Origin of the sequence: Cellulomonas sp. HD19AZ1 (assembly GCF_004535805.1) — a bacterium.
Taxonomy (GTDB): domain Bacteria; phylum Actinomycetota; class Actinomycetes; order Actinomycetales; family Cellulomonadaceae; genus Cellulomonas; species Cellulomonas iranensis.
On the sequence record NZ_SPHX01000007.1, the window covers coordinates 77,999 to 98,226 of the forward strand.

14 protein-coding genes and 1 pseudogene are annotated in these 20,228 nt (G+C 74.3%); 10 read left to right on the forward strand and 5 right to left on the reverse strand.

What is annotated here, in order from left to right; translation table 11 throughout:
- The first annotated feature begins 5 nt into the window (after positions 1 to 5).
- Both E4A51_RS15485 and E4A51_RS15490 read left to right on the forward strand, forming a co-directional pair.
- Positions 6 to 2,000 carry a fumarate reductase/succinate dehydrogenase flavoprotein subunit gene (locus E4A51_RS15485; protein ID WP_134852301.1) on the forward strand — a complete coding sequence of 665 codons (1,995 nt, stop codon included), beginning with the start codon at positions 6 to 8 and terminating at the stop codon, positions 1,998 to 2,000.
- The gene (locus tag E4A51_RS15490; RefSeq protein ID WP_070320255.1) at positions 1,997 to 2,746 is read left to right on the forward strand and encodes a succinate dehydrogenase/fumarate reductase iron-sulfur subunit; all 750 of its coding nucleotides are present in this window, start codon (positions 1,997 to 1,999) and stop codon (positions 2,744 to 2,746) included. The genes E4A51_RS15485 and E4A51_RS15490 overlap by 4 nt, the downstream gene beginning before the upstream one ends.
- A gap of 61 nt (positions 2,747 to 2,807) precedes the next feature.
- On the opposite strand, the gene E4A51_RS15495 is transcribed toward E4A51_RS15490, so the two are convergent.
- On the reverse strand, positions 2,808 to 3,824 hold the full coding sequence (locus tag E4A51_RS15495; protein ID WP_046528434.1) for a LacI family DNA-binding transcriptional regulator: 1,017 nt from the start codon (positions 3,822 to 3,824) through the stop codon (positions 2,808 to 2,810).
- 188 nt (positions 3,825 to 4,012) lie between these two features.
- On the opposite strand from E4A51_RS15495, the gene E4A51_RS15500 reads away from it, so the two are divergent.
- The 5 genes from E4A51_RS15500 (at position 4,013) to E4A51_RS18440 (ending at position 12,769) form a co-directional block, all read left to right on the forward strand.
- Positions 4,013 to 6,031: a beta-galactosidase gene (locus E4A51_RS15500; RefSeq protein WP_134852302.1), complete on the forward strand. Its 2,019-nt coding sequence runs from the start codon at positions 4,013 to 4,015 to the stop codon at positions 6,029 to 6,031.
- A 152-nt stretch (positions 6,032 to 6,183) separates the two neighbouring features.
- Positions 6,184 to 7,434 (forward strand): maltose ABC transporter substrate-binding protein, encoded by a 1,251-nt coding sequence (locus E4A51_RS15505; RefSeq protein WP_070320258.1) that lies wholly within the window; start codon positions 6,184 to 6,186, stop codon positions 7,432 to 7,434.
- Between the two features lie 71 nt (positions 7,435 to 7,505).
- Entirely contained in the window at positions 7,506 to 9,122 is a 1,617-nt protein-coding gene (locus E4A51_RS15510; protein ID WP_134852303.1) for an ABC transporter permease subunit, read from the forward strand.
- Between the two features lie 2 nt (positions 9,123 to 9,124).
- Positions 9,125 to 10,012: a sugar ABC transporter permease gene (locus tag E4A51_RS15515; protein WP_070320260.1), complete on the forward strand. Its 888-nt coding sequence runs from the start codon at positions 9,125 to 9,127 to the stop codon at positions 10,010 to 10,012.
- Positions 10,013 to 10,120: 108 nt separating this feature from the next.
- On the forward strand, positions 10,121 to 12,769 hold the full coding sequence (locus E4A51_RS18440; RefSeq protein ID WP_167748942.1) for a glycosyl hydrolase 53 family protein: 2,649 nt from the start codon (positions 10,121 to 10,123) through the stop codon (positions 12,767 to 12,769).
- Between the two features lie 49 nt (positions 12,770 to 12,818).
- On the opposite strand, the gene E4A51_RS15525 is transcribed toward E4A51_RS18440, so the two are convergent.
- Positions 12,819 to 13,703 (reverse strand): universal stress protein, encoded by an 885-nt coding sequence (locus tag E4A51_RS15525; RefSeq protein ID WP_134852304.1) that lies wholly within the window; start codon positions 13,701 to 13,703, stop codon positions 12,819 to 12,821.
- 131 nt (positions 13,704 to 13,834) lie between these two features.
- Between E4A51_RS15525 and E4A51_RS15530 the strand changes: the two genes are divergently transcribed.
- From E4A51_RS15530 to E4A51_RS15540, 3 genes and pseudogenes are all read left to right on the forward strand, one after another.
- A complete protein-coding gene (locus tag E4A51_RS15530; protein ID WP_070320263.1) occupies positions 13,835 to 14,344 on the forward strand; it encodes an RNA polymerase sigma factor in 510 nt (169 codons plus the stop codon).
- Entirely contained in the window at positions 14,341 to 14,973 is a 633-nt protein-coding gene (locus E4A51_RS15535; RefSeq protein ID WP_134852305.1) for a methylated-DNA--[protein]-cysteine S-methyltransferase, read from the forward strand. The genes E4A51_RS15530 and E4A51_RS15535 overlap by 4 nt, the downstream gene beginning before the upstream one ends.
- A gap of 11 nt (positions 14,974 to 14,984) precedes the next feature.
- Positions 14,985 to 15,254: pseudogene (locus E4A51_RS15540) on the forward strand (DUF2277 domain-containing protein); the annotation flags it as partial.
- A 48-nt stretch (positions 15,255 to 15,302) separates the two neighbouring features.
- On the opposite strand, the gene E4A51_RS15545 reads toward E4A51_RS15540, so the two are convergent.
- The 3 genes from E4A51_RS15545 to E4A51_RS15555 form a co-directional block, all read right to left on the reverse strand.
- Entirely contained in the window at positions 15,303 to 15,614 is a 312-nt protein-coding gene (locus E4A51_RS15545; protein ID WP_082740202.1) for a hypothetical protein, read from the reverse strand.
- 4 nt (positions 15,615 to 15,618) lie between these two features.
- Positions 15,619 to 17,100 (reverse strand): malate dehydrogenase (quinone), encoded by a 1,482-nt coding sequence (gene mqo / locus E4A51_RS15550; protein WP_226239341.1) that lies wholly within the window; start codon positions 17,098 to 17,100, stop codon positions 15,619 to 15,621.
- Positions 17,101 to 17,332: 232 nt separating this feature from the next.
- Positions 17,333 to 20,098 carry a cellulose-binding domain-containing protein gene (locus E4A51_RS15555; RefSeq protein ID WP_134852306.1) on the reverse strand — a complete coding sequence of 922 codons (2,766 nt, stop codon included), beginning with the start codon at positions 20,096 to 20,098 and terminating at the stop codon, positions 17,333 to 17,335.
- Between the last annotated feature and the right edge of the window lie 130 nt (positions 20,099 to 20,228).

Sequence of the window (20,228 nt, forward strand, 5' to 3'; positions counted from 1 at the left end):
ACACCGTGACGGACCCGACCACCACCCGCGCGGACGCCGCGTCCTGCACGCCCGACGACGTGCGCACGGTCGGTGCGCCGGTCGACGGACGCGTGCCCGACGTGCCCGCCGAGCAGGCGTGGGACGACCGGCGGCTGCACTACCCGCTCGTGGCACCGGCCAACCGGCGCAAGTTCACCGTGATCGTCGTCGGCACGGGCCTGGCGGGCGCGGGCGCCGCGGCGGCGCTCGGCGAGCTCGGGTACGACGTCGAGTGCTTCACGATCCACGACGCGCCGCGGCGCGCGCACTCGGTCGCCGCGCAGGGCGGCATCAACGCGGCGCGCGCGCGCAAGGTCGACAACGACTCGGTGCACCGGTTCGTCAAGGACACCGTCAAGGGAGGCGACTTCCGGGGCCGCGAGGCCGACGCCTACCGGCTCGGCCAGGAGTCGGTGCGCGTCATCGACCACATGAACGCCATCGGCGCGCCCTTCGCGCGCGAGTACGGCGGCGCGCTCGCGACGCGCTCGTTCGGCGGCGTGCAGGTCTCGCGCACCTACTACACACGCGGGCAGACGGGGCAGCAGCTCCAGGTCGCCGGCGCCAACGCGCTGCTGCGCCAGGTGGCCCGCGGCACGGTCACGCTGCACACGCGTCAAGAGATGCTCGACCTGGTCGTCGCCGACGGGCGCGCGCAGGGGATCGTCGTGCGCGACCTCGTCACGGGTGAGGTGCGCGCGGTCACGGCGCACGCGGTCGTGCTGGCCACGGGCGGCTACGGCAACATCTACTGCAAGTCGACGCTCGCGAAGAACTCGAACGCGACCGCCGCGTGGCGCGCCCACCGGCGCGGTGCGTACTTCGCCAACCCGGCGTTCATCCAGTTCCACCCCACGGCGCTGCCCCTCATGAGCCAGTGGCAGTCCAAGACGATCCTCATGTCGGAGTCGCTGCGCAACGACGGGCGCATCTGGGTGCCGGCGCGCGCCGACGACGACCGCGCGCCGGAGGCGATCCCCGAGGACGAGCGCGACTACTACCTCGAGCGGCGTTACCCGACGTTCGGCAACCTCACGCCGCGCGACGTGGCGTCGCGGGCCGCACGCGAGCGCATCGACGCCGGGTTCGGCGTCGGCCCGCTGAAGAACGCCGTCTACCTCGACTTCGCCGACGCGATCGCGCGGCTCGGCCGCGAGACGGTGGTCGCGCGGTACTCGAACCTGTTCCACATGTACGAGCAGGCCACGGGCGACGACCCGCTGAGCACTCCGATGCGCATCGCGCCCGGTGCGCACTTCGCGATGGGCGGCCTGTGGTCGGACTACGACATGATGACGTCGGTCCCCGGGCTGTTCGTCGGGGGAGAGGTCGGCTGGGGCTACCACGGCGCCAACCGGCTCGGCGCGAACTCGCTGCTCTCGGCGTGCGTCGACGGCTGGTTCACGCTGCCGTACGCGGTGCCCGGCTACCTCGCGCCGCTGCTCGGCGCGCCCGTGCTGCCGCACGACGACCCGGCCGTGCTGGACGCGGTCGAGGCCGTGCGTGCCCGCACCGAGCGTCTGCTGTCGACCGGCGGCACGCAGGGCCCGGACCGGTTCCACCGCCGCCTCGGCGAGATCCTCTACCGGTACGCCGGCGTCACCCGCACGCCCGAGGGCCTCGCGCAGGGGATCGCCGAGATCCGTGCGCTGCGCGAGGAGTTCTGGCGCGACGTACGCGTGCTCGGCGAGGGCGCCGAGCTCAACCAGGAGCTCGAGCGCGCCGGTCGCGTCGCCGACTACCTCGAGATGGCCGAGCTGCTGTGCGTCGACGGGCTCGACCGCGACGAGAGCTGCGGCGCGCACTTCCGCGCCGACCACCAGACCCCTGACGGCGAGGCGCTGCGCGACGACACCACGTGGTGCCGCGTCTCGGCGTGGGAGTCCCCGGCGCCCGACGCCCCCGACGCGCGGTTCGTGCGGCACGACGAACCGCTGACGTTCCAGGCCGTGCCGCTGCAGACGAGGAACTACGCGTGAAGCTCACCCTGGAGGTCTGGCGGCAGCGGGACGCCGCGTCGCCCGGCGCGTTCGAGACGTACGAGGTCGCCGACGCGACGGCCGAGATGACGCTGCTCGAGCTGCTCGACCGGCTCAACGACCAGCTCGTCGAGCAGGGCCGCGAACCCGTCGCGTTCGAGTCCGACTGCCGTGAGGGCATCTGCGGGTGCTGCGGCGTCAACGTCGACGGCCGCCCGCACGGTCCGCAGGCGAACACGCCGTCGTGCGAGCAGCACGTGCGGTCGTTCGCCGACGGCGAGGTCGTGCGTCTCGAGCCGCTGCGCTCGGCCGCGTTCCCCGTGGTCAAGGACCTCGTGGTGGACCGCTCGGCGCTCGACCGCGTGATCCAGGCCGGTGGGCACGTCGCGGTGGACGCGGGTACGGCGCCCGACGCGGACACGACGCGCGTGAGCTACGAGACGGCCGAGATGGCCCTCGACTTCGCCGCCTGCATCGGGTGCGGTGCGTGCGTCGCGGCGTGCCCCAACGGGTCGGCGTCGCTGTTCACGGGCGCCAAGCTGACGCACCTCGCGGCGCTCCCGCAGACGCGGCAGCAGCGCGGGGCGCGCGCGGTCGCGATGGTCGACCAGATGGAGCACGACTTCGGCCCGTGCTCGACGTTCGGCGAGTGCGCGGTCGTGTGCCCGGCCGGCATCCCGCTCAGCGCGATCGCGGCGGTCGGCAAGGAGCGCATGCGCGCGTTCCTGCGGGGCCGCGCGAGCTGAGGCCGGGTGCCGGGGCGGCGCGGCCGACCCCGGCGCCGGCACGGGCCCGCGCGCCGGCGCGTCAGGTGCTCGCGCGCCGCACGAGCTCGGCGGGCATGGTCACGGCGGTGTGCGGTGCGCCCCCGACGACGTCGAGCAGCATCGCGACCATCGCCGCGCTGATGCGGTCGAACGGCTGGTGCATGGTCGTCAGCGGCGGGTCGAGCGTCGCGGCGAGGCCCGAGTCGTCGAAGCCGCCCACGGCCACGTCGTCGGGCACCCGCAGGCCGCGCCGGCGCAGCACGCCGAGCGCGCCGGCGGCCATGAGGTCGGACGCCGCGAACACCGCGTCGACGTCGGGGACGCGGTCGAGCAGCACGTCCATGCCCGCGGCCCCGGACTCGGCGGTGTAGTCGCCGTGCACGACGTACCGCTCGTCGTAGGCGTCGCCGAGCTCGGTGCGGTAGCCCTCGAGCCGCAGGCGGCCGCCGGGCGTGTCGAGCGGGCCGGTGATCGTCGCGATGCGCCGGCGGCCCTGCGCGCGCAGGTGCGCGACCATCGCGCGGGCGCCGGCCTGCTCGTCGACGGACACCGAGCCGACCTGGTCGGCGTGCCCGAGCGGGATGCCGCACGCGACGGTCGGGATGCCCTGCTCGACGAGCGTGTCGAGCAGGGGGTCGTCGGCGTGCGAGGAGATGAGCAGGACGCCGTCGACGTGCCCGGCGCCCACGTACTGCGCGACGTTCTCGCGCTCGTCGGGCGTGCCGGCCACGAGCAGGATGAGCGTCATGCCGCGCTCGCTGAGCGCCTCGGCGGCGCCGCGCAGCAGGATCGAGAACGTCGGGTCGGCGAAGAGCAGGTGGTGCGGCTCGGTCAGCAGGAACGCGAGGGAGTTGCTGCGGCCGGTGACGAGCGACCGGGCGTGCTGGTTGGCGCGGTAGCCGGTCTCGGCGATCGCGCGCTCGACGGCCTCGCGGGCCTCGGGGGACACCCAGTGGCCGCCGTTGATGACGCGGGACACCGTGCCGCGCGAGACGCCGGCGGCCGCGGCCACGTCACGGATGGTGGGGCGGCGTCGGGCGGAGGTCGTGGTGTCCACGGATGTCGACTCTAGACGCGGCGCGGCGCGTGCGGCCGGGATCTCGGACCGCGTCCTGTGCACGGTCACAGTCGGATAACGATGCCCCGACCCCCCTGTGGGGGCGCGTGCCCGCGTGATTACCTGTGCACGTTCACAGGCTGTGACCGTGCACAGGGCGCGGGCGCGACGACGCGACGGAGGGTCACGTGGCAGAGCTCGGCTGGCCGACGGAGGGGATCTCCTACGGCGGCGACTACAACCCCGAGCAGTGGCCGCGCCACGTGTGGGACGACGACGTCGCGCTCATGCGCGACGCGGGCGTCAACCTCGTCAGCGTCGGCATCTTCTCGTGGGGCCTGCTCGAGCCCCGCGAGGGCGAGTACGACTTCGCCTGGCTCGACGACCTGCTCGACCTGCTGCACCGCAACGGCATCGCCGTCGACCTCGGCACGCCCACCGCGTCGCCGCCGGCCTGGTTCTACGCGACCTACCCCGAGTCGCGCGTCGTGACCCGCGACGGCACGACCCTCGGCTTCGGGTCGCGCGGCATGGTGTCGCCCAGCTCGCCCGCCTACCGCGCCGCCGCGGTCCGCGTCGCGACCGAGCTCGCGCGCCGCTACGCCGACCACCCCGCCGTCGTGCTGTGGCACGTGCACAACGAGTACGGCGCACCCGTGGGCGAGGACTACTCGCCCGCGTCAGTCGCGGCGTTCCGCGACTGGCTCCGCGAGCGCCACGGCAGCCTCGACGCGCTCAACGCCGCGTGGGGGACGGCGTTCTGGGGCCAGGTGTACCGCGACTGGGAGCACGTCGGTGCCCCCGCCGCCACCGCGTCGACGGCCAACCCCGCGCAGCGCCTCGACTTCGCGCGGTTCACCGACGACCAGCTGCGCGCGTGCTTCCGCCTCGAGCGCGACGCGATCCGCGCGCACGCCGCGCAGCCGATCACGACGAACTTCATGGCGCACCAGTCGTACAACACCGACCTGTGGGCGTGGGCCCGGGAGGTCGACGTCGTCTCCGACGACCACTACCTGTGGTCGCCCGACCCCGACGCGCACGTCGGCCTGGCGCTGTCGGCCGACCTCACCCGGTCGGTCGCCCGCGGGCGGCCGTGGATCCTCATGGAGCACTCGACGTCGGCCGTCAACTGGCAGGGGCGCAACGTCGCCAAGCGGCCCGGCGAGATGCACCGCAACGCGTTCACGCACCTCGGCCGCGGCGCGGACGGGATCATGTTCTTCCAGTGGCGCGCGTCCCGCTCGGGCGCCGAGAAGTTCCACTCGGCGATGCTGCCGCACGCCGGCACGACGTCCCGCGTGTTCACCGAGGTCGTCGACCTCGGTGCGCGGCTCGCACGCGTCGCCGAGCTCCGGGGGTCGCGCGTGCACGCCGACGTCGCCGTCCTGTACGACTGGGAGTCCCTGTGGGCGCAGGACCTCGAGTGGCGCCCGTCGGACGCGCTCGGGTTCCGCGAGCGCGTGCGCACCTACTACGAGCGGCTGTGGCGCGACGGCGTGACGGTCGACTTCGCGCACCCGCTCGACGACCTCTCGCGCTACCGCCTGGTGGTGGCGCCCGCGTCGTACCTGCTGACGGCGGCGGCGGGGGAGAACCTCACGCGGTACGTCGAGGACGGCGGCACGCTGCTGGTGTCGTGCTTCGCGGGCGTGGTGGACGAGCACGACGCGGTGCACGAGGGCGGTTTCGGAGCGCCGCTGCGCGCCGCGCTCGGGGTCGCGGTCGAGGAGTTCCTGCCGCTGCGCGAGGGCGAGACCTGCGAGGTCGCGCTCGACGGCACGGCGGTGGGCACCGACACGTGGACCGAGCACCTCGTGCTGGACGGTGCGCAGGTGCGCGGCACGTACCGCGGCGGCCCGGCGGACGGGATGCCCGCCGTGACGCGGCACGCGCGGGGGAGCGGCACGGGCTGGTACGTGAGCACGGCGCTCGGCGTCGACGCGCTCGCACCCGTGCTCGCGGCCGTGTACGCCGACGCGGGCGTCGTGCCGCCCGGGCGACCCGAGGGCCTCGAGGTCGTGACGCGCCGCGCCGAGGACGCCGACTACGTCGTCGTCGTCAACCACCGCGACGAGGCCGTGAAGGTCGACGTCCAGGGCACCGAGCTGCTCACCGACGCGGTCGCCGCCGGTGTCGCGCAGGTCGGCGCGGGGGACGTCGCGGTGTTCCGCACCGCTCGCGACGCGCAGGGGGGTGGTCGCTGACCCGCGCGCGTCGTGCGGCCGCCCGGCCGCACGCAGCACCCACGAGCACGCACCGCCGTCCCGTCGGGACGGCGGACCAGCACACCACCGAGGTCGCAGCGTCGCGATCGCTCCACGACGCGCGCGGCGGCCCCTCCCCGGAAGGAACTCAGATGCGCAAGCACCTCGCGCTCGGCGTCGCCGTGGTCGCGTCGGCCGCCCTCCTCGCCGCGTGCAGCGGCACGCCCTCGTCGTCCGACGGTGACGCCTCACCGACCGCAGGGACGGGCGGCGGCGGTCCCGAGCTCGTGATCTGGTCCGACGCCGAGCGGGCGGAGGCCATCAAGAACGCGGCCGCGAGCTTCGAGGCCGACAGCGGCGCGACCGTCACGGTCGTGCAGAAGAACTTCGAGGACCTGCGCGCCGACTTCCTCGCGCAGGTGCCGACCGGTGAGGGCCCCGACATCACGGTCGGCGCGCACGACTGGCTCGGCGAGCTCGTCGAGTCCGGCGTGGTCGACACGATCGACCTCGGCGACCGCGCGGCGGACTTCGAGCAGGTCACGCTCGACGCGTTCACGTACGACGGCCAGCTGTACGCGCTGCCGTACGCGCAGGAGGCCGTCGCGCTCATCCAGAACACGGCGCTCGTCGGGTCGACGGCCCCCACGACGTGGGACGAGATGATCCGCATGGCGACCGACGCCGGGTTCGCGGAGCGCCCGTTCATCCTCTACACCAACGGTGCCGAGGGCGACATGTACACGTCGTACGCGTTCCAGACGTCGTTCGGGGCACCCGTCTTCGTGCAGGACGAGTCCGGGTCGTACACCAGCGAGGTCGGGCTCGGCGGTGACGCGGGGCTCGCGTACGCGCAGTGGATCCACGACAACGGCAAGGCCGGCACCGGCTACTTCACCGACACGATCGACTACGACATCAGCAACGAGCTGTTCGCGACGGGTCAGTCGCCGTTCATCGTGCAGGGGCCGTGGACCATCCCGACGTTCCGTGACGCGGGCGTCGACGTGCTCGTGAGCCCGATCCCGTCCGCGGGCGGGCAGACCGCGTCGCCGTTCGTCGGCGTGCAGGGCTTCTACCTGTCGGCGCAGTCGAAGAACGCGCTGCTCGCGAACGAGTTCCTCGCGAGCTACGTCGCGAGCGACGAGGCGCAGCAGGCGCTGTACGAGGCCGACCCGCGCATCCCTGCGCTCACGGCGGTCGCCGAGTCGGTGGCCGACGACCCGGTCATCGCGGGCTTCCTCGCGTCGGCGCAGAACGGCGTGCCGATGCCGAACATCCCCGAGATGGGGGCCGTGTGGGACTTCTGGAACCCCGCGCAGATCGCCCTGATCAACGGTGAGGACCCGGCGGCGACCTGGACCACCATGGTCGCCAACATCGAGTCCGCGATCGCCGACTGACACCCACCCACCCGGGGGCGGGGCGCCACCGCGCCCCGCCCCCGCCCAGGTCGTCGACACGAGGAGCACAGATGTCCGTCGGTCAGCCGGGCGCGGAGCGCCCCGGGAGCGCCTCCGTCGCGCCGCGAGAGTCCGCCGCGCGCGACTGGCGCGGCCCGGGGTGGGGCTTCCTGGTGAAGCTCCTGCTCATGATGGTGGTCAACGCGGTGGGCGGTGCGGCGGTCCTGTCCGCGTACCACGCGCGCTCGTGGGTGGTCCTCGGCGTGCTCGTCGTGCTGCTCGCCGCAGCCGACTGGATCTACTTCGCGCGGCGGACCCGCCCGCTGAAGTACCTGTACCCGGGCCTGGTGTTCCTCGCGGTGTTCCAGGTCTTCACGCTGCTCTACACGGGCTACGTCGCGTTCACGAACTACGGCACGGGGCACCTGGGCTCGATGCAGCAGGCGGTCGACGCAGCGCTGATCCAGGACGAGCGGCGCGCCGACGACTCGCCCACCTACCCGCTGGCGGTCGTGCGCGACGGCGACGTCCTGGGGTTCGCCGTGTCGCAGGACGGCGAGGTGCGGGTCGGCACGGCCGACGACCCCCTGAGCCCGGTGCCGGGGGCCGCGCTCGACGACCGGGGCGTGCCCACGCACGTCCCGGGCTGGGAGGTCGTGCCGCGGGCCACGCTGTTCACCGACGCCGACCTGCAGCAGCGGGTCGTGAGCCTGCGGGTGCCGGTCTCGGACGACGCCGAGGACGGGTCGCTGCGCACGCGCGAGGGCGCGACGGCCGCGGTCTACACCTCGGACCTCGTGTGGGACGCGGCCGCGCGCACGCTCACCGACACCGCGACGGGCGCGGTCTACGCACCCGACGACCGCGGGAACTTCGTCAGCGCGGACGGCGACCGCCTCGCCGCGGGGTGGTACGTCAACGTCGGGTTCGACAACTTCGTGCGGGCGTTCACCGACCGCGCGTACGCCGGTCCGCTGCTCCAGGTCGGCGTGTGGACCTTCGCGTTCGCGATCCTCACCGTGCTCACGAGCTTCGGGCTCGGGCTGCTGTTCGCGATGATCTACAACGACCCCCGCGTCCGCGGGCGCAAGGTCCTGCGGACGGTCTTCATCCTCCCGTACGCGTTCCCGGCGTTCATGTCCGCGCTGCTGTGGCGCGGCATGCTCAACGCCGAGTTCGGCGTCGTCAACGAGTGGTTCCTGCTCGGGGCGGACGTCAACTGGCTGGGCGACCCGTGGCTCGCGAAGCTCGCGATCCTCTGGGTCAACCTGTGGCTCAGCTACCCGTACTGGTTCCTCGTCACCACGGGTGCGCTGCAGGCCGTGCCGTCGGAGACGCTCGAGGCCGCCCGCGTCGACGGCGCCGGCCGGTGGCGGCAGTTCCGCTCCATCACGCTGCCGCTGCTGCTGGTGTCGACCGCACCGCTGGCGATCGCGTCGTTCGCGTTCAACTTCAACAACTTCACGATCATCTTCATGCTCACGGGCGGGGGCCCGGCGTTCCGTGGCGCGAGCGTCCCGATGGGCTCGACCGACATCCTCATCTCGGCGATCTACCAGATCTCCGGGGTGTCCGGCGGACGCGCCGACTACGGGCTCGCGAGCGCGCTGTCGATCGTCGTGTTCGTCGTCATCGGCGTCGTCTCGGCGCTCGCGTTCCGGCAGACCCGCAAGCTGGAGGAGATGTAGCCGTGGCCACCTCTGAGGTCCCCGTCGAGCGTCGCACCCGCGCGCGCCGCGCCCGCTGGTGGGCGGAGGTCGGGTGGAAGTACCCCGTCGCCGTCGTCATCGTGTTCTACGCCGCGTTCCCGCTGGTCTACGCGCTGTCGGCGTCGCTCGACCGGCGCGGGTCGCTCGCCGGGTCGGGTGCGTTGTTCCGCTCGGTCGGCGTCGAGAACTACCGCGCGCTGGGCGGCACGCTGTACTGGACGTGGGCGGGCAACACGCTGCTGATCGGTGGTGCCGCGGCGCTCGGCGCCGTGCTCATGGGCGCGGCGGCGGCCTACGCGTTCTCACGCTTCAGGTTCCGCGGGCGGCGCACCTCGCTGACGGCCCTGCTCATCATCCAGATGTTCCCGCAGACCGTCGCGTTCGTCGCCGTCTTCCTGCTGCTCGTCGCGCTGGGGGAGGTCGTGCCCGCGCTGGGGGTCAACTCCAAGCTCGCGCTGATCTGCGTGTACCTGGGTGGCGCGCTCGGCGCGAACACGTTCCTCATGTACGGGTTCTTCAACACCGTGCCCATGGAGATCGACGAGGCCGCGAAGATCGACGGCGCGACGCACGCGCAGATCTACTGGCGGCTCGTGATGCCGCTGGTCACGCCGATCCTCGCGGTCGTCGGGCTGCTCGCGTTCATCTCGGCGTTCGGCGACTTCATCCTCGCGAAGATCGTTCTCACCGGCGAGGGCAACTGGACGCTCGCCGTGGGCATGTACCAGTGGGTGTCGAACCAGCTCACGTCGCGGTGGGGCCTGTTCGCGGCCGGTGCGACGGTCGGCTCGCTGCCCGTGCTCGCGCTGTTCCTGTCGTTGCAGCGGTACATCGTCGGCGGGCTGTCGGCCGGCTCCGTCAAGGGCTGACGCCGGCTCGCCGAGCGCCGCCCGCGCGACCTGCACCACCCGCGGCGTCCGTGGCGCCGCGGTCCGACCACCACTCGAAGGCCGACCACCACTCGAAGGGGAGTGCAGATGAGATCACGTCCACGACCGGGAGCGGTCACCGCGACCGTCCTCACGGCCGTCCTGGCCGTCGCCGGGCTGGCCGGCACCGCGGGCGCGGCACCTGACGGGCCCGTCGCCGCCGGCATCACCGTGCCCCGCGTCGACGGGATGCGCGACGGCTGGATCAACGGCGTCGACGTGTCGACCGTCCTGTCCCTGGAGGAGAGCGGCGTCACGTTCAAGGACGACGAGGGCCGCGAGGCCGACCTGTTCGCCGTGCTCGCCGACCACGGCGTCAACTGGGTCCGCGTCCGCGTGTGGAACGAGCCGTTCCTCAGCACCGACGCCACGAAGGGCTACGGCGCCGGCAACGTCGACGCCGCGCGGGCGACCGAGATCGGCCGCCGCGCGACCGCCGCCGGGATGCGCGTGCTCGTCAACTTCCACTACGCGGACTTCTGGGCGCACCCCGGCCAGCAGCCGTCGCCCCGCGCGTGGCGCGGCCTGGCCCTGCCGGACCGTGAGCAGGCGCTGTACGACTACACCGCGCAGACGCTGCGCACGATGCGCGACGCGGGCGTCGACGTCGGCATGGTGCAGGTCGGCAACGAGACCACCAACGGCCAGGTCGCGGGCGAGAGCGGCTGGGACCGCACGGCGGGTCTGTTCCAGGCCGGCTCGCGGGCCGTGCGGGACGCGCTCGGCCCGGACGTCAAGGTCGCCGTCCACTTCACCAACCCCGACCGCGCGGGGCAGTACGCCGCCGTCGCACGCGAGCTCGACCGGCGCGGCGTCGACTACGACGTGTTCCTGTCGTCGTACTACGCGTTCTGGCACGGTTCGCTCGCGAACCTCACCGCGGTCCTCGACCAGGTCGCGGCGACCTACGACAAGGAGGTCGCGGTCGCCGAGACGTCCTGGGCGTACACGCTCGAGGACGGTGACGGTTACCCGAACTCCGTGCGCACGGCGCCGACGCAGTACGCTGCCTCGGTGCAGGGCCAGGCCCTCGCGGTGCGTGACGTCATGCAGGCCGTCGCGGACGTGTCGGGCGGCCGCGGCCTCGGCACGTTCTACTGGGAGCCCGCGTGGCTCCCGGTCGGGCCGCCCGACCAGGTCGAGGCCAGCTGGGACCTCTGGCAGCAGCACGGGTCGGGCTGGGCGACGACCTACTCGCAGGAGTTCTACGACCCTGACGGGCGCCTGCCCGAGGGGGAGTGGGCCGACGACTTCGGCGGCTCCGGCTGGGACAACCAGGCGCTGTTCGCGTTCGACGGCACGCCCCTGGAGTCGCTGCGCGTCTACGAGTACGCGCGCACGGGCTCGGTCGCGCCGCGGCAGCTCGACGCCGTGCAGCGTCCCCGCGTCACCGTCGTCGACGGCGAGGCCGTGACGCTGCCTGCCGAGGTCGAGGTCGGGTACACCGACGGCACGTCCGAGACGCAGCAGGTCACGTGGCAGGGCGACGGCGCGTGGATCGGCGGGCCGGGGTCGTACGTCTTCACCGGTGTCACCTCGGGGGGCCACCCGGCCGCGGTCGACGTCGTCGTGCTGTCGGACGCGACCTCGGGCACGAACCTCGTGCGCAACCCCGGTTTCGAGGCCGGCGCCGCGTCCTGGACCGGCACCGGCACCGGGTACACGATCGGGCGTGCCGAGGACCCGTACGAGGGCACGCGCTCGACGCACTTCTACTCCGCGAACCCGTTCGCGTTCACGATCGGGCAGACCGTCACCGACGTGCCGCCCGGCGAGTACCGCCTGTCCGCGAAGGTCCAGGGCGGGAACGCCGGCGCGACCGACACGATGCGGATCGAGGCCCAGTCGGGGATCTCGACCGTCACGGCCGACTTCCGCCTCGACGGGTACCTCGCGTGGCAGACGCCGCAGACCGCGCCGATCAGCGTGGGCGCCGACCGGCAGGTGACAGTCTCGGCGCAGCTGAACCTCAGCGGCGGCGCGTGGGGCACGATCGACGACGTCCAGCTCGTCGCGGTCGAGCCGGCCGTCGAGGCCGACACCGCGCCGCTCGCCGCACTCGTGGCGGAGGCCGACGGCGTCCGGCGCGACGCGTTCACGGCGGACTCGCTCGCGGCCCTCGACGCGGCCCTCGCACGGGCGGCGTTCGTGCTCGGGTCGCCGACGCCGCACCAGGCCACCGTGGACGGTGCCGTGGCCGCGCTGCGCGGTGCGCTCGACGGCCTCGTGGCGGCCCCGACGCCGGCACCGACGCCCACGACGCCGGTGCCGTCGCCGACCGGGACCGCCGCACCCGCGCCCACGGCGGGCCCGGACGGGGCGGCGTCGCCGCGCGTCACGCTGTCGGCCGCCACGGCCCGCGCGGGCGACCGTCTCACCGTCACGGTCGCAGGCGTGCCGGGCGCGCAGGCCGAGGTCGGGATCGCGTCGACCTACCGGCGGCTCGCCGTCGCCGACCTCGTCGACGGCGGCGCGACGCTCACGGTGACCGTCCCGACGGACCTGCCGACGGGGCTGCACCACGTGCAGGTGCGCGACGCGCGGGGCGACGTGCTCGCCCAGGCGCCGCTCACCGTCACGGCAGCGGGTGCCCTGGCGGTCACCGGTGCGGGCGTCCTGCTACCGCTCGGTGCCGGCGTCGTGCTGCTCGCGGCCGGTGCCGCGTTCGTCGCGGTACGGCGACGCGCCTCGGCGTGACGGCCGTCCGTGGGGTGCGGCGCCGCCGCACCCCACGGACGCGCCCGTGCTACGCGGCGGGCACCTCCGCGCCGTGCACGACCAGCACGGTGCACGGCGCGTCGCGCACGACGTCGTGGCTCACCGAGCCCAGGAGCATGCCGGGGAACGCCCCGAGCCCGCGCGACCCCACGACGACCAGCTGCGCGTCGCCGCACGCCGCCACGATCGCGTGCGCGGGGTCGTCCTCGACGAGCCGCACGTCGACCTCGAGGTCGGGGTGGCGCGCGCGCAGGCGTGCGACGAGCTCGTCCGCGGCGCGCCGTGCCGGTGCGTCGTCGGCGGGCGGCAGCTCGACGGGCACGGGCCCGTACGGGGCGGGGATCGTCGGGCGTGCGTGCACGAGCCGCAGCGCGGCACCGCGCTCCGCGGCCTCGTCGGCGGCGACGTGCGCTGCCGCGATCGCGGCCGCCGACCCGTCGACCCCGACCACGACGGGAGCGGGCGCGCCGTCCGCCCCGTGGGTCGGGGCGTCCCGCACCACCGCCACCGGGCAGCGTGCGTGCGCCGCGACCTGAGCGGCGACGCGTGCGACGTGCCCGCCGCCGCGGGAGCCTGCGCCCACCACGACGAGCGACGCGCGTTCGGACACGCGGCGCAACGCGTCGGCGGGCGAGCCGTCGAGCACCTCGAACGTCACGCCGGGGGGCGCGTCGGGTCGCGCCCGCACCCGGTCCGCGAGGTCGGTGAGGTACGACCTCGCCTCGGCGTGCACGTCGACCGCGGGCGGGACCACCGCCCACGACCACGCCGTCACCTCGGACACGGGATCGACGACGGCCACGAGCCGCAGCTCGGTGCCGCGTCGTACCGCCTCGGCCGTCGCCCACGCGAGCGTGTGCTCGCTGCGTGCCGAGTGCGCGAGAGCCACCAGGACCGGTCCGTCGGTCCGCATGAGGACCACCTCCGTGGACGGACGTCGGTCGGCCCGTCCTCTCTCCACGATGCGCCTCCTTCGGGGATCGTGCGAGGGACGGAGGGCCCACCTCACGCCCGGTGCTGCGGCGACGTCTGCACACTGTGGGGATGACCGGACCGTTCGAGGACGTCGTGCGCGTGCACGGCCCGACCGTGCTGCGCGTGTGCCGGGCCATGCTCGCGGGCCGCGACGCCGACGACGCGTGGTCGGAGACGTTCCTGTCGGCGCTGCGCGCGTGGCCCGAGCTGCCCGCCGACGCGAACGTCGAGGCGTGGCTCGTGACGATCGCGCGCCGTCGCTGCCTCGACGAGCTGCGGCGGCGGGCACGGCACGCCGTCCCGGTCGAGGACCCCGCGCTGACCACGGGCACGGCGCTCGTCGCGCGCGCCGACGAGCCGGGCGCGCGCGACCTCGACCTGTGGCGCGCGGTCGCCGCGCTGCCCGCCAAGCAGCGGCGCGTCGTCGTGCTGCACCACCTGGGCGGCCTGCCGTACACCGACGTCGCGGCGCTGGTCGGTGGCACCGACGCGGCCGCGCGCCGCGCCGGGGCCGACGGGGTCGCCACGCTGCGCCGCACCTACGGCGCCGCCGTCACGGACGAGGAGGACGCACGATGACCACCGCACCGCAGGCCGCGCCCGCGGCGGAGCCCGACGGCCGCACCCTCGCGCGGCTGCACGCCGACCTCGTCGAGCGCGCCGCGCGCGACGGCCTGCTCGACGTCGCGTACCGCGTGGTCGACTCGCCCGTCGGGTCGCTGCTGGTCGCGGCGGGCGAGCGCGGCGTGCTGCGCGTCGCGTTCGACGTGCAGGGGCACGACGCCGCGCTGCAGGAGCTCGCCGCACGCGTCAGCCCCCGCGTCCTCGCCGGCGGGCGGCGGCTCGACCCGGTGCTGCGCGAGCTCGACGAGTACTTCGGCGGCCGGCGCCGCACGTTCGACGTGCCGGTGGACCTGCGCCTGCTCACCGGCTTCCGCCGCGAGGTCGTGCTGTCGCTGCCCGACGTGCCGTACGGCGCGACGGCCTCGTACGCGCAGGTCGCGGCCGCGACCGGGCGCCCCGCCGCCGTGCGCGCCGTGGGGACGGCGTGCGCGCGCAACCCCGTGCCGCTGCTGCTGCCGTGCCACCGCGTGGTGCGGTCCGACGGCACGCCCGGGCGGTACGCGGGCGGCGACGCCGCCAAGGCGACCCTGCTCGCGCTCGAGCGGGCGGCCGCGGGTCTCGACGGCGGCGCGGGCCGGGCGTAGCGTCGAGCGGCATGTGCCGCAACATCACGACCCTGCGCGGCCTCGAGCCGCACGCCACCGACGACGAGATCGAGGCCGCCGCACGCCAGTACGTCCGCAAGGTGACGGGTGTGCAGCAGCTCTCGGACGCGACGCGCGAGCCGTTCGAGCGTGCGGTCGCGGAGATCGCGCACATCACGGCGCACCTGCTGGACGCGCTGCCCGAGCGACGACGCCCGCCGGCGACCGTGCCGCCGCTGCGCCGCCCCGAGGTGCAGGCGCGCGTCGCCGCGCGCGAGGCCGCCGACGACCCGCCCGCGGCGGTCGGTGCCGCGGCGGGCGCGCCGGGCTCAGTGCTGCTGCGGGACGTCCGCGGCGGCGACGAGTCGCGGGATGCCCTCGGGCGCGACCGCCGAGAGCGCGAGGAACCGCGCCTCGGCCCGGTGCAGCCGGATGTGCTCGTCGAGCGACCACCCGGGCCCGTTCGTCAGCGTCATGCCGCACGCGCACCCGATGGTCACCGCGCCGTCGTCGTCGACGACGACCTGGCCGACGGTCGTGTGGTCGGTGAAGGCGCGCACCTTCGCGTGCCGCATGGGCGCGCTGACGGCGACCGGCAGGTCGTCGGGGTACGGGTCGGGCTGCGTGTCGTGCGTCGTCACGGACTCAGTGTCCGCCGGTGAGCGTCCCGTCGTCGACCAGCTGGTCCAGCGCGGTGTCCCACGCGGCGCCGCCGAGGCTCGGCATGATCTGCTGCAGCCGCGGGCGCCAGGCGTCCGCCTGCTCGGGGAAGCAGCGGTCCAGCAGGTCGAGCATGGTCGCCACCGCGGTCGACGCACCGGGGGAGGCGCCCAGCAGGCCCGCGATGGAGCCGTCGGCCGACGCGACGAGCTCGGTGCCGAACTCGAGCACGCCGCCGCCGGGGCCGCGCTTGATGACCTGCACGCGCTGGCCGGCGGTCACGAGCTCCCAGTCGCGCGGGTGCGCCGACGGCATGTAGGCGCGCAGCGCGCGCAGCCGGTCGGCGTCGCTCGCCGTCACCTCGCGGATCAGGTACGTCAGCAGGTCGAGGTTGCGCAGGCCGACCGCGAGCATCGGGACGAGGTTGCCCGGACGCACCGAGCGCAGCAGGTCGGTCCACGAGCCGCGCTTGAGGAACTTCATGCTCCAGCCCGCGTACGGGCCGAACATCAGCGCGTTGCCGCCGTCGACGACGCGGGCGTCGAGGTGCGGCACGGACATCGGCGGTGCGCCGACGGCGGCCTTGCCGTAGACCTTGGCGCCGTGCTGCGCGACGATCTCCGGGTTGGTCGTACGCAGGAACTGCCCGCTGATGGGGAAGCCCGCGTACCCGCGGATCTCCTTGATGCGCGAGCGCTGCAGCAGGTGCAGCGCCCCGCCGCCCGCGCCGACGAAGACGAAGCGCGCCGTCACGGTGCGCGGCGGGCGCCCGTTCCACCGGCGGTCGGCGATCGTGACGCGCCACCGGCCGTCGCGCAGGCGCTTGAGGCGCGTGACCTCGCTGCTGGTGCGCAGCTCGGCGCCACGGGTCACGGCGTCCGCGAGCATCGCGCGGGTGATCGAGCCGAAGTCGACGTCGGTGCCCCAGGCGGCGCGCGTGGCGGCGACGGGCTCGTCGTCGGTGCGGTCCGCCATGAGCAGCGGAGCCCAGCGCTCGATGACCGCCGGGTCGGTCGTGAACTCGAGGTCGGCGAACAGCCGGTGGGCGCGCAGCGCCTCCCACCGCTTGCGCAGGTGCTCGACGTCCTTCGCACCGCGGACGAACGACATGTGCGGCGTGGTCGTGACCGCGCGCTCGGCGCCGGGCAGGCGGCCCGCGGCGGCGAGGTGGTGCCACAGCTCGCGCGAGAGCTCGTACTGCTCGTTGATCCGCACGGCCTTGCTGATGTCGACCGAGCCGTCGGGCCGCTCGGGCGTGTAGTTCAGCTCGCAGAGCGCGGCGTGCCCGGTGCCCGCGTTGTTCCACGGGTTGGAGCTCTCGAGCGCCGGGGCGTCCAGGCGCTCGTGGATCTCGACGCGCCACGTGGGCTCGAGCGTCGTGAGGAGCGACGCAAGGGTCGCGCTCATGACGCCCCCTCCCACGAGGAGGGCGTCGACGTCGGCCGTGCTGCTGCGAACGGGTGCCACGGTCGCGATGCTAGGTCGACGTCGAGACAGATCCACCGGCCAGTCATGTGATGTTTGTCTCGTGGGACCTTGGTCACACGTCACCCGTGTGACGTGCGACGACGTGACGTGCGACGACGCCCTCGCGGGCCTGTCGGTGGGCGTCGACGCACCGGTGGGTGGCGCCCGGATGCCGGACGCCACCCACCGGGGGCGCGGGGTCAGCGGCCGGGGTCCGTCCGGCCGGACCTCGTCAGGACAGCGTGCACGCGGTGCCGTTCAGCGTCGCCGCCGTCGGGGCCGCGGCGGTGCCGGTGTGCGTGCCGTTGAAGCCCACGTCGACCGACGCCCCCGGTGCGAGCGCGCCGTTCCACGCGGCGTTCGTGGCCGTCACGACGGCGCCCTGCTGCGACCACGTCGCGCTCCAGCCCTGCTGCAGCTGCTCGCCGTGCGCGTACGTCAGCCGCAGCGTCCAGCCCTGCAGCGGAGCGGCGCCGGCGTGCGTGAGGCGCACGCTCGCCGTGAACCCGGTGTTCCAGCTCGACGCCGTGTACCGCACCGCGCACGACGCGGCCGGGTTCGTGGGCGTCGGGCTCGCCGTCGGGGTCGGGGTGACCGTGGGTGTCGTCGTGGGCGTCACGGTGGGCGTGGGCGTGGGCGTCGGGGTGGGGGTCGGCGTGGCCGTCGAGGTCGGCGACGGTGTCGGCGTGGGTGACGGCACGGTGCCGTCCGACTCGCCCACGACGATCCCGCGGCCGTTCGTCCCGACGTACACGCGCCCGAACACGTCCGGGTCGCCCGTGATGGCGGCGCCCGTCCACGCGTACCGGTGCTCGTCGTCGTTGATGCGCACCCACGTCGCGCCCCCGTCGGTCGAGCGGAAGAAGCCCCGCACGCCCTGGTAGAGCGACGTCGTGTAGATCGCGGGGTAGGACGCGCCGGGCGCGGCCTTGCCGAAGCCGACCGCGCCGCCGTCCTCGAAGCCGGGCACCTGCGCGAACGTCGCACCGGCGTCGGTCGAGCGGTACAGCCCGTCCTCGGCCGCGAGCCACACGTGGCCCTGCTTGCCCGGGACCGCGCCGAACCGCACGTTGCCCTCGGCGGGGAAACCGGTCGCGGCGGACTGCGCGAACGTCGCGCCGCCGTCCGTCGACACGTAGAACCGCCCCGCGGAGTAGGCGTAGAACGTCGTCGGGCTCACGCGGTCGGCCTCGACCTGCGCCTGCGCCGGGACCCCGGTGGACGGCGTCCACGTCGACCCGAGGGTCGTCGACACGTGCACGCCCGTGCCCTCGGGGCTCCAGACGATGCGCGCACCGTCCGCGGACACCGCGACGGTGCCGGACTTCGTGACGCCCGCGGGCTCCTGGCCCGCCCACCACGTCGACCCGGACGTCGTGCTGACCGCGATGTGCGACTCGACCTCGCCGTCGACGGCGTAGCCCACGCGCACGACCGTGGACGGCTTGCTCTCGGCGAAGTCGACGCCCGTCACCGAGCCGTGCACGGGCTGCGTGTAGATGCTGTCCGGCACCTCGTCGATGTCGGTGTGCACGAACCCGCCGAGGTCGCCCAGCCCGGAGTAGAGCTCGACCGCACCCGGGGGTGCCGCGAGGTCGAGCACCGCGGTCTCCTCGATGCCGAGCGCACGGACCTCGATGTCGACCGTGCCCCCGGTGTCCCAGTCGGTGAGGTTGTCCGACCCGTACACCGTGGCGCCCGTGCCGTAGAGGAACCGGTCGGAGTCGAACGGATCGATCTCGAACGACTCGGTCATCCAGCCGAGCTTGACGAGCGGCTCGGGCGGCACGGCCTGCGTGCGGCCCATCGTGAGCCACGGCGTCGCCGACACGTCCATCGAGTACCGCAGCGAGCGCTCGGGGTACGACGCCCAGTCCCAGATCCGGGTCCACGACGCGCCGCGGTCGGTCGAGCGGAAGAAGATGACGTCCGGCCACCACGAGACCTGGGTCGCGACCATGATCGTGTCGGGGTCCTGACGGTCGATCGTCAGGCCCGAGAACCCGTAGTAGAGGTCCGACGACGACAGCGGCAAGGGCGAGACGTCCGTCCAGGTGCCCGTCGTCGCGTCGAACCGCGAGACCTGCCCCTTGCCGCCGTCGTACGGGCCACCCGTGTCGGACGTCGCGACGTAGAGCTGCTTGCCCCGCGCGTCGAACACGCCCTTGTGCGGCAGGTACCCGGTGGGCTGGCCGGGCACGCGCTGCCACGTCGCGCCCGCGTCGGTCGAGCGGTAGACGTTGTTCTCCTTGTCCGCCACGCCCACGTAGATCGTGCGCGTCGGGGAGCCCGCCGTGCCGCTCGTCGGGTCGAACGTCACCCACACCACGCCCTGGTTCTGCGTGAGGTAGGAGTTGTCCGACGTCGGGTCCTGCGCGTAGTTGCCCGGGTTGGGGAAGCTCGTGACCTCGGACCACGTGACGCCGCGGTCGGTCGAGCGCCACAGGCCGTGCCCGTTCTCGGTGCCGAGGTACAGCACGCGGTTGTCGTTGGGGTCGATCTGCAGGCGCTCGCCCATGCCGCGCCCGGGCATGTTGCCGCCGACCTTGAACGGCAGCATCGTGCGCTGCCACGTCTCGCCGCGGTCCGCCGAGCGCAGGATCGCGCCGTTCTGCGGGTCCCAGTCGTTGGTGTAGGTGCCGACGGCGGCGTAGACGCGGTCGGGGTCGCGCGCGTCGGTCGCGAGCGACAGGACGCCCGTGTGCCCCCACTCGTCCCAGCCGACGTGGTCGAGCAGCGGGATCCAGCGCCGCGTCGTCGGGTCGAGACGGTAGGCGCCGCCGATGTCGGTGCGGGCGTAGACGAGGTCCTTCTCGCCCTGGTTGTAGACGATGCCGGGCACGAACCCGCCGCCGCCGATCTGCACGTTGCCCCACGTGTACCCGGTGGCGGCCGCGGCGGGCGCCGCGGTGACGACGCCGGTGGTGAGGGCTCCCGCGGCGAGGGCGACCGCGGCCCCGGCCGCGGCGAGGGGGGCGATCAAGGGTGGGACGCGCATCCGCTGCTCCTTCGCGTGGCGCGACGACGGCGGCCGTGGCGCGGCCGTGCCGCGACGGTGGCGGTCGCCGCCGGCGGGCCCGGCGGGGACGGACCGGGCCGCGTCGCCGGGGCCGGGGTCCGCGCGTCAC

Coding starts and splice junctions, on each gene's coding strand:
- E4A51_RS15530 (WP_070320263.1), top strand. CDS start 13,835: ATGACCGGACCGTTCGAGGACGTCGTGCGCGTGCACGGCCCGACCGTG.
- E4A51_RS15555 (WP_134852306.1), bottom strand. CDS start 20,098: ATGCGCGTCCCACCCTTGATCGCCCCCCTCGCCGCGGCCGGGGCCGCG.
- E4A51_RS15505 (WP_070320258.1), top strand. CDS start 6,184: ATGCGCAAGCACCTCGCGCTCGGCGTCGCCGTGGTCGCGTCGGCCGCC.
- E4A51_RS15525 (WP_134852304.1), bottom strand. CDS start 13,703: ATGCGGACCGACGGACCGGTCCTGGTGGCTCTCGCGCACTCGGCACGC.
- E4A51_RS18440 (WP_167748942.1), top strand. CDS start 10,121: ATGAGATCACGTCCACGACCGGGAGCGGTCACCGCGACCGTCCTCACG.
- E4A51_RS15535 (WP_134852305.1), top strand. CDS start 14,341: ATGACCACCGCACCGCAGGCCGCGCCCGCGGCGGAGCCCGACGGCCGC.
- E4A51_RS15510 (WP_134852303.1), top strand. CDS start 7,506: ATGTCCGTCGGTCAGCCGGGCGCGGAGCGCCCCGGGAGCGCCTCCGTC.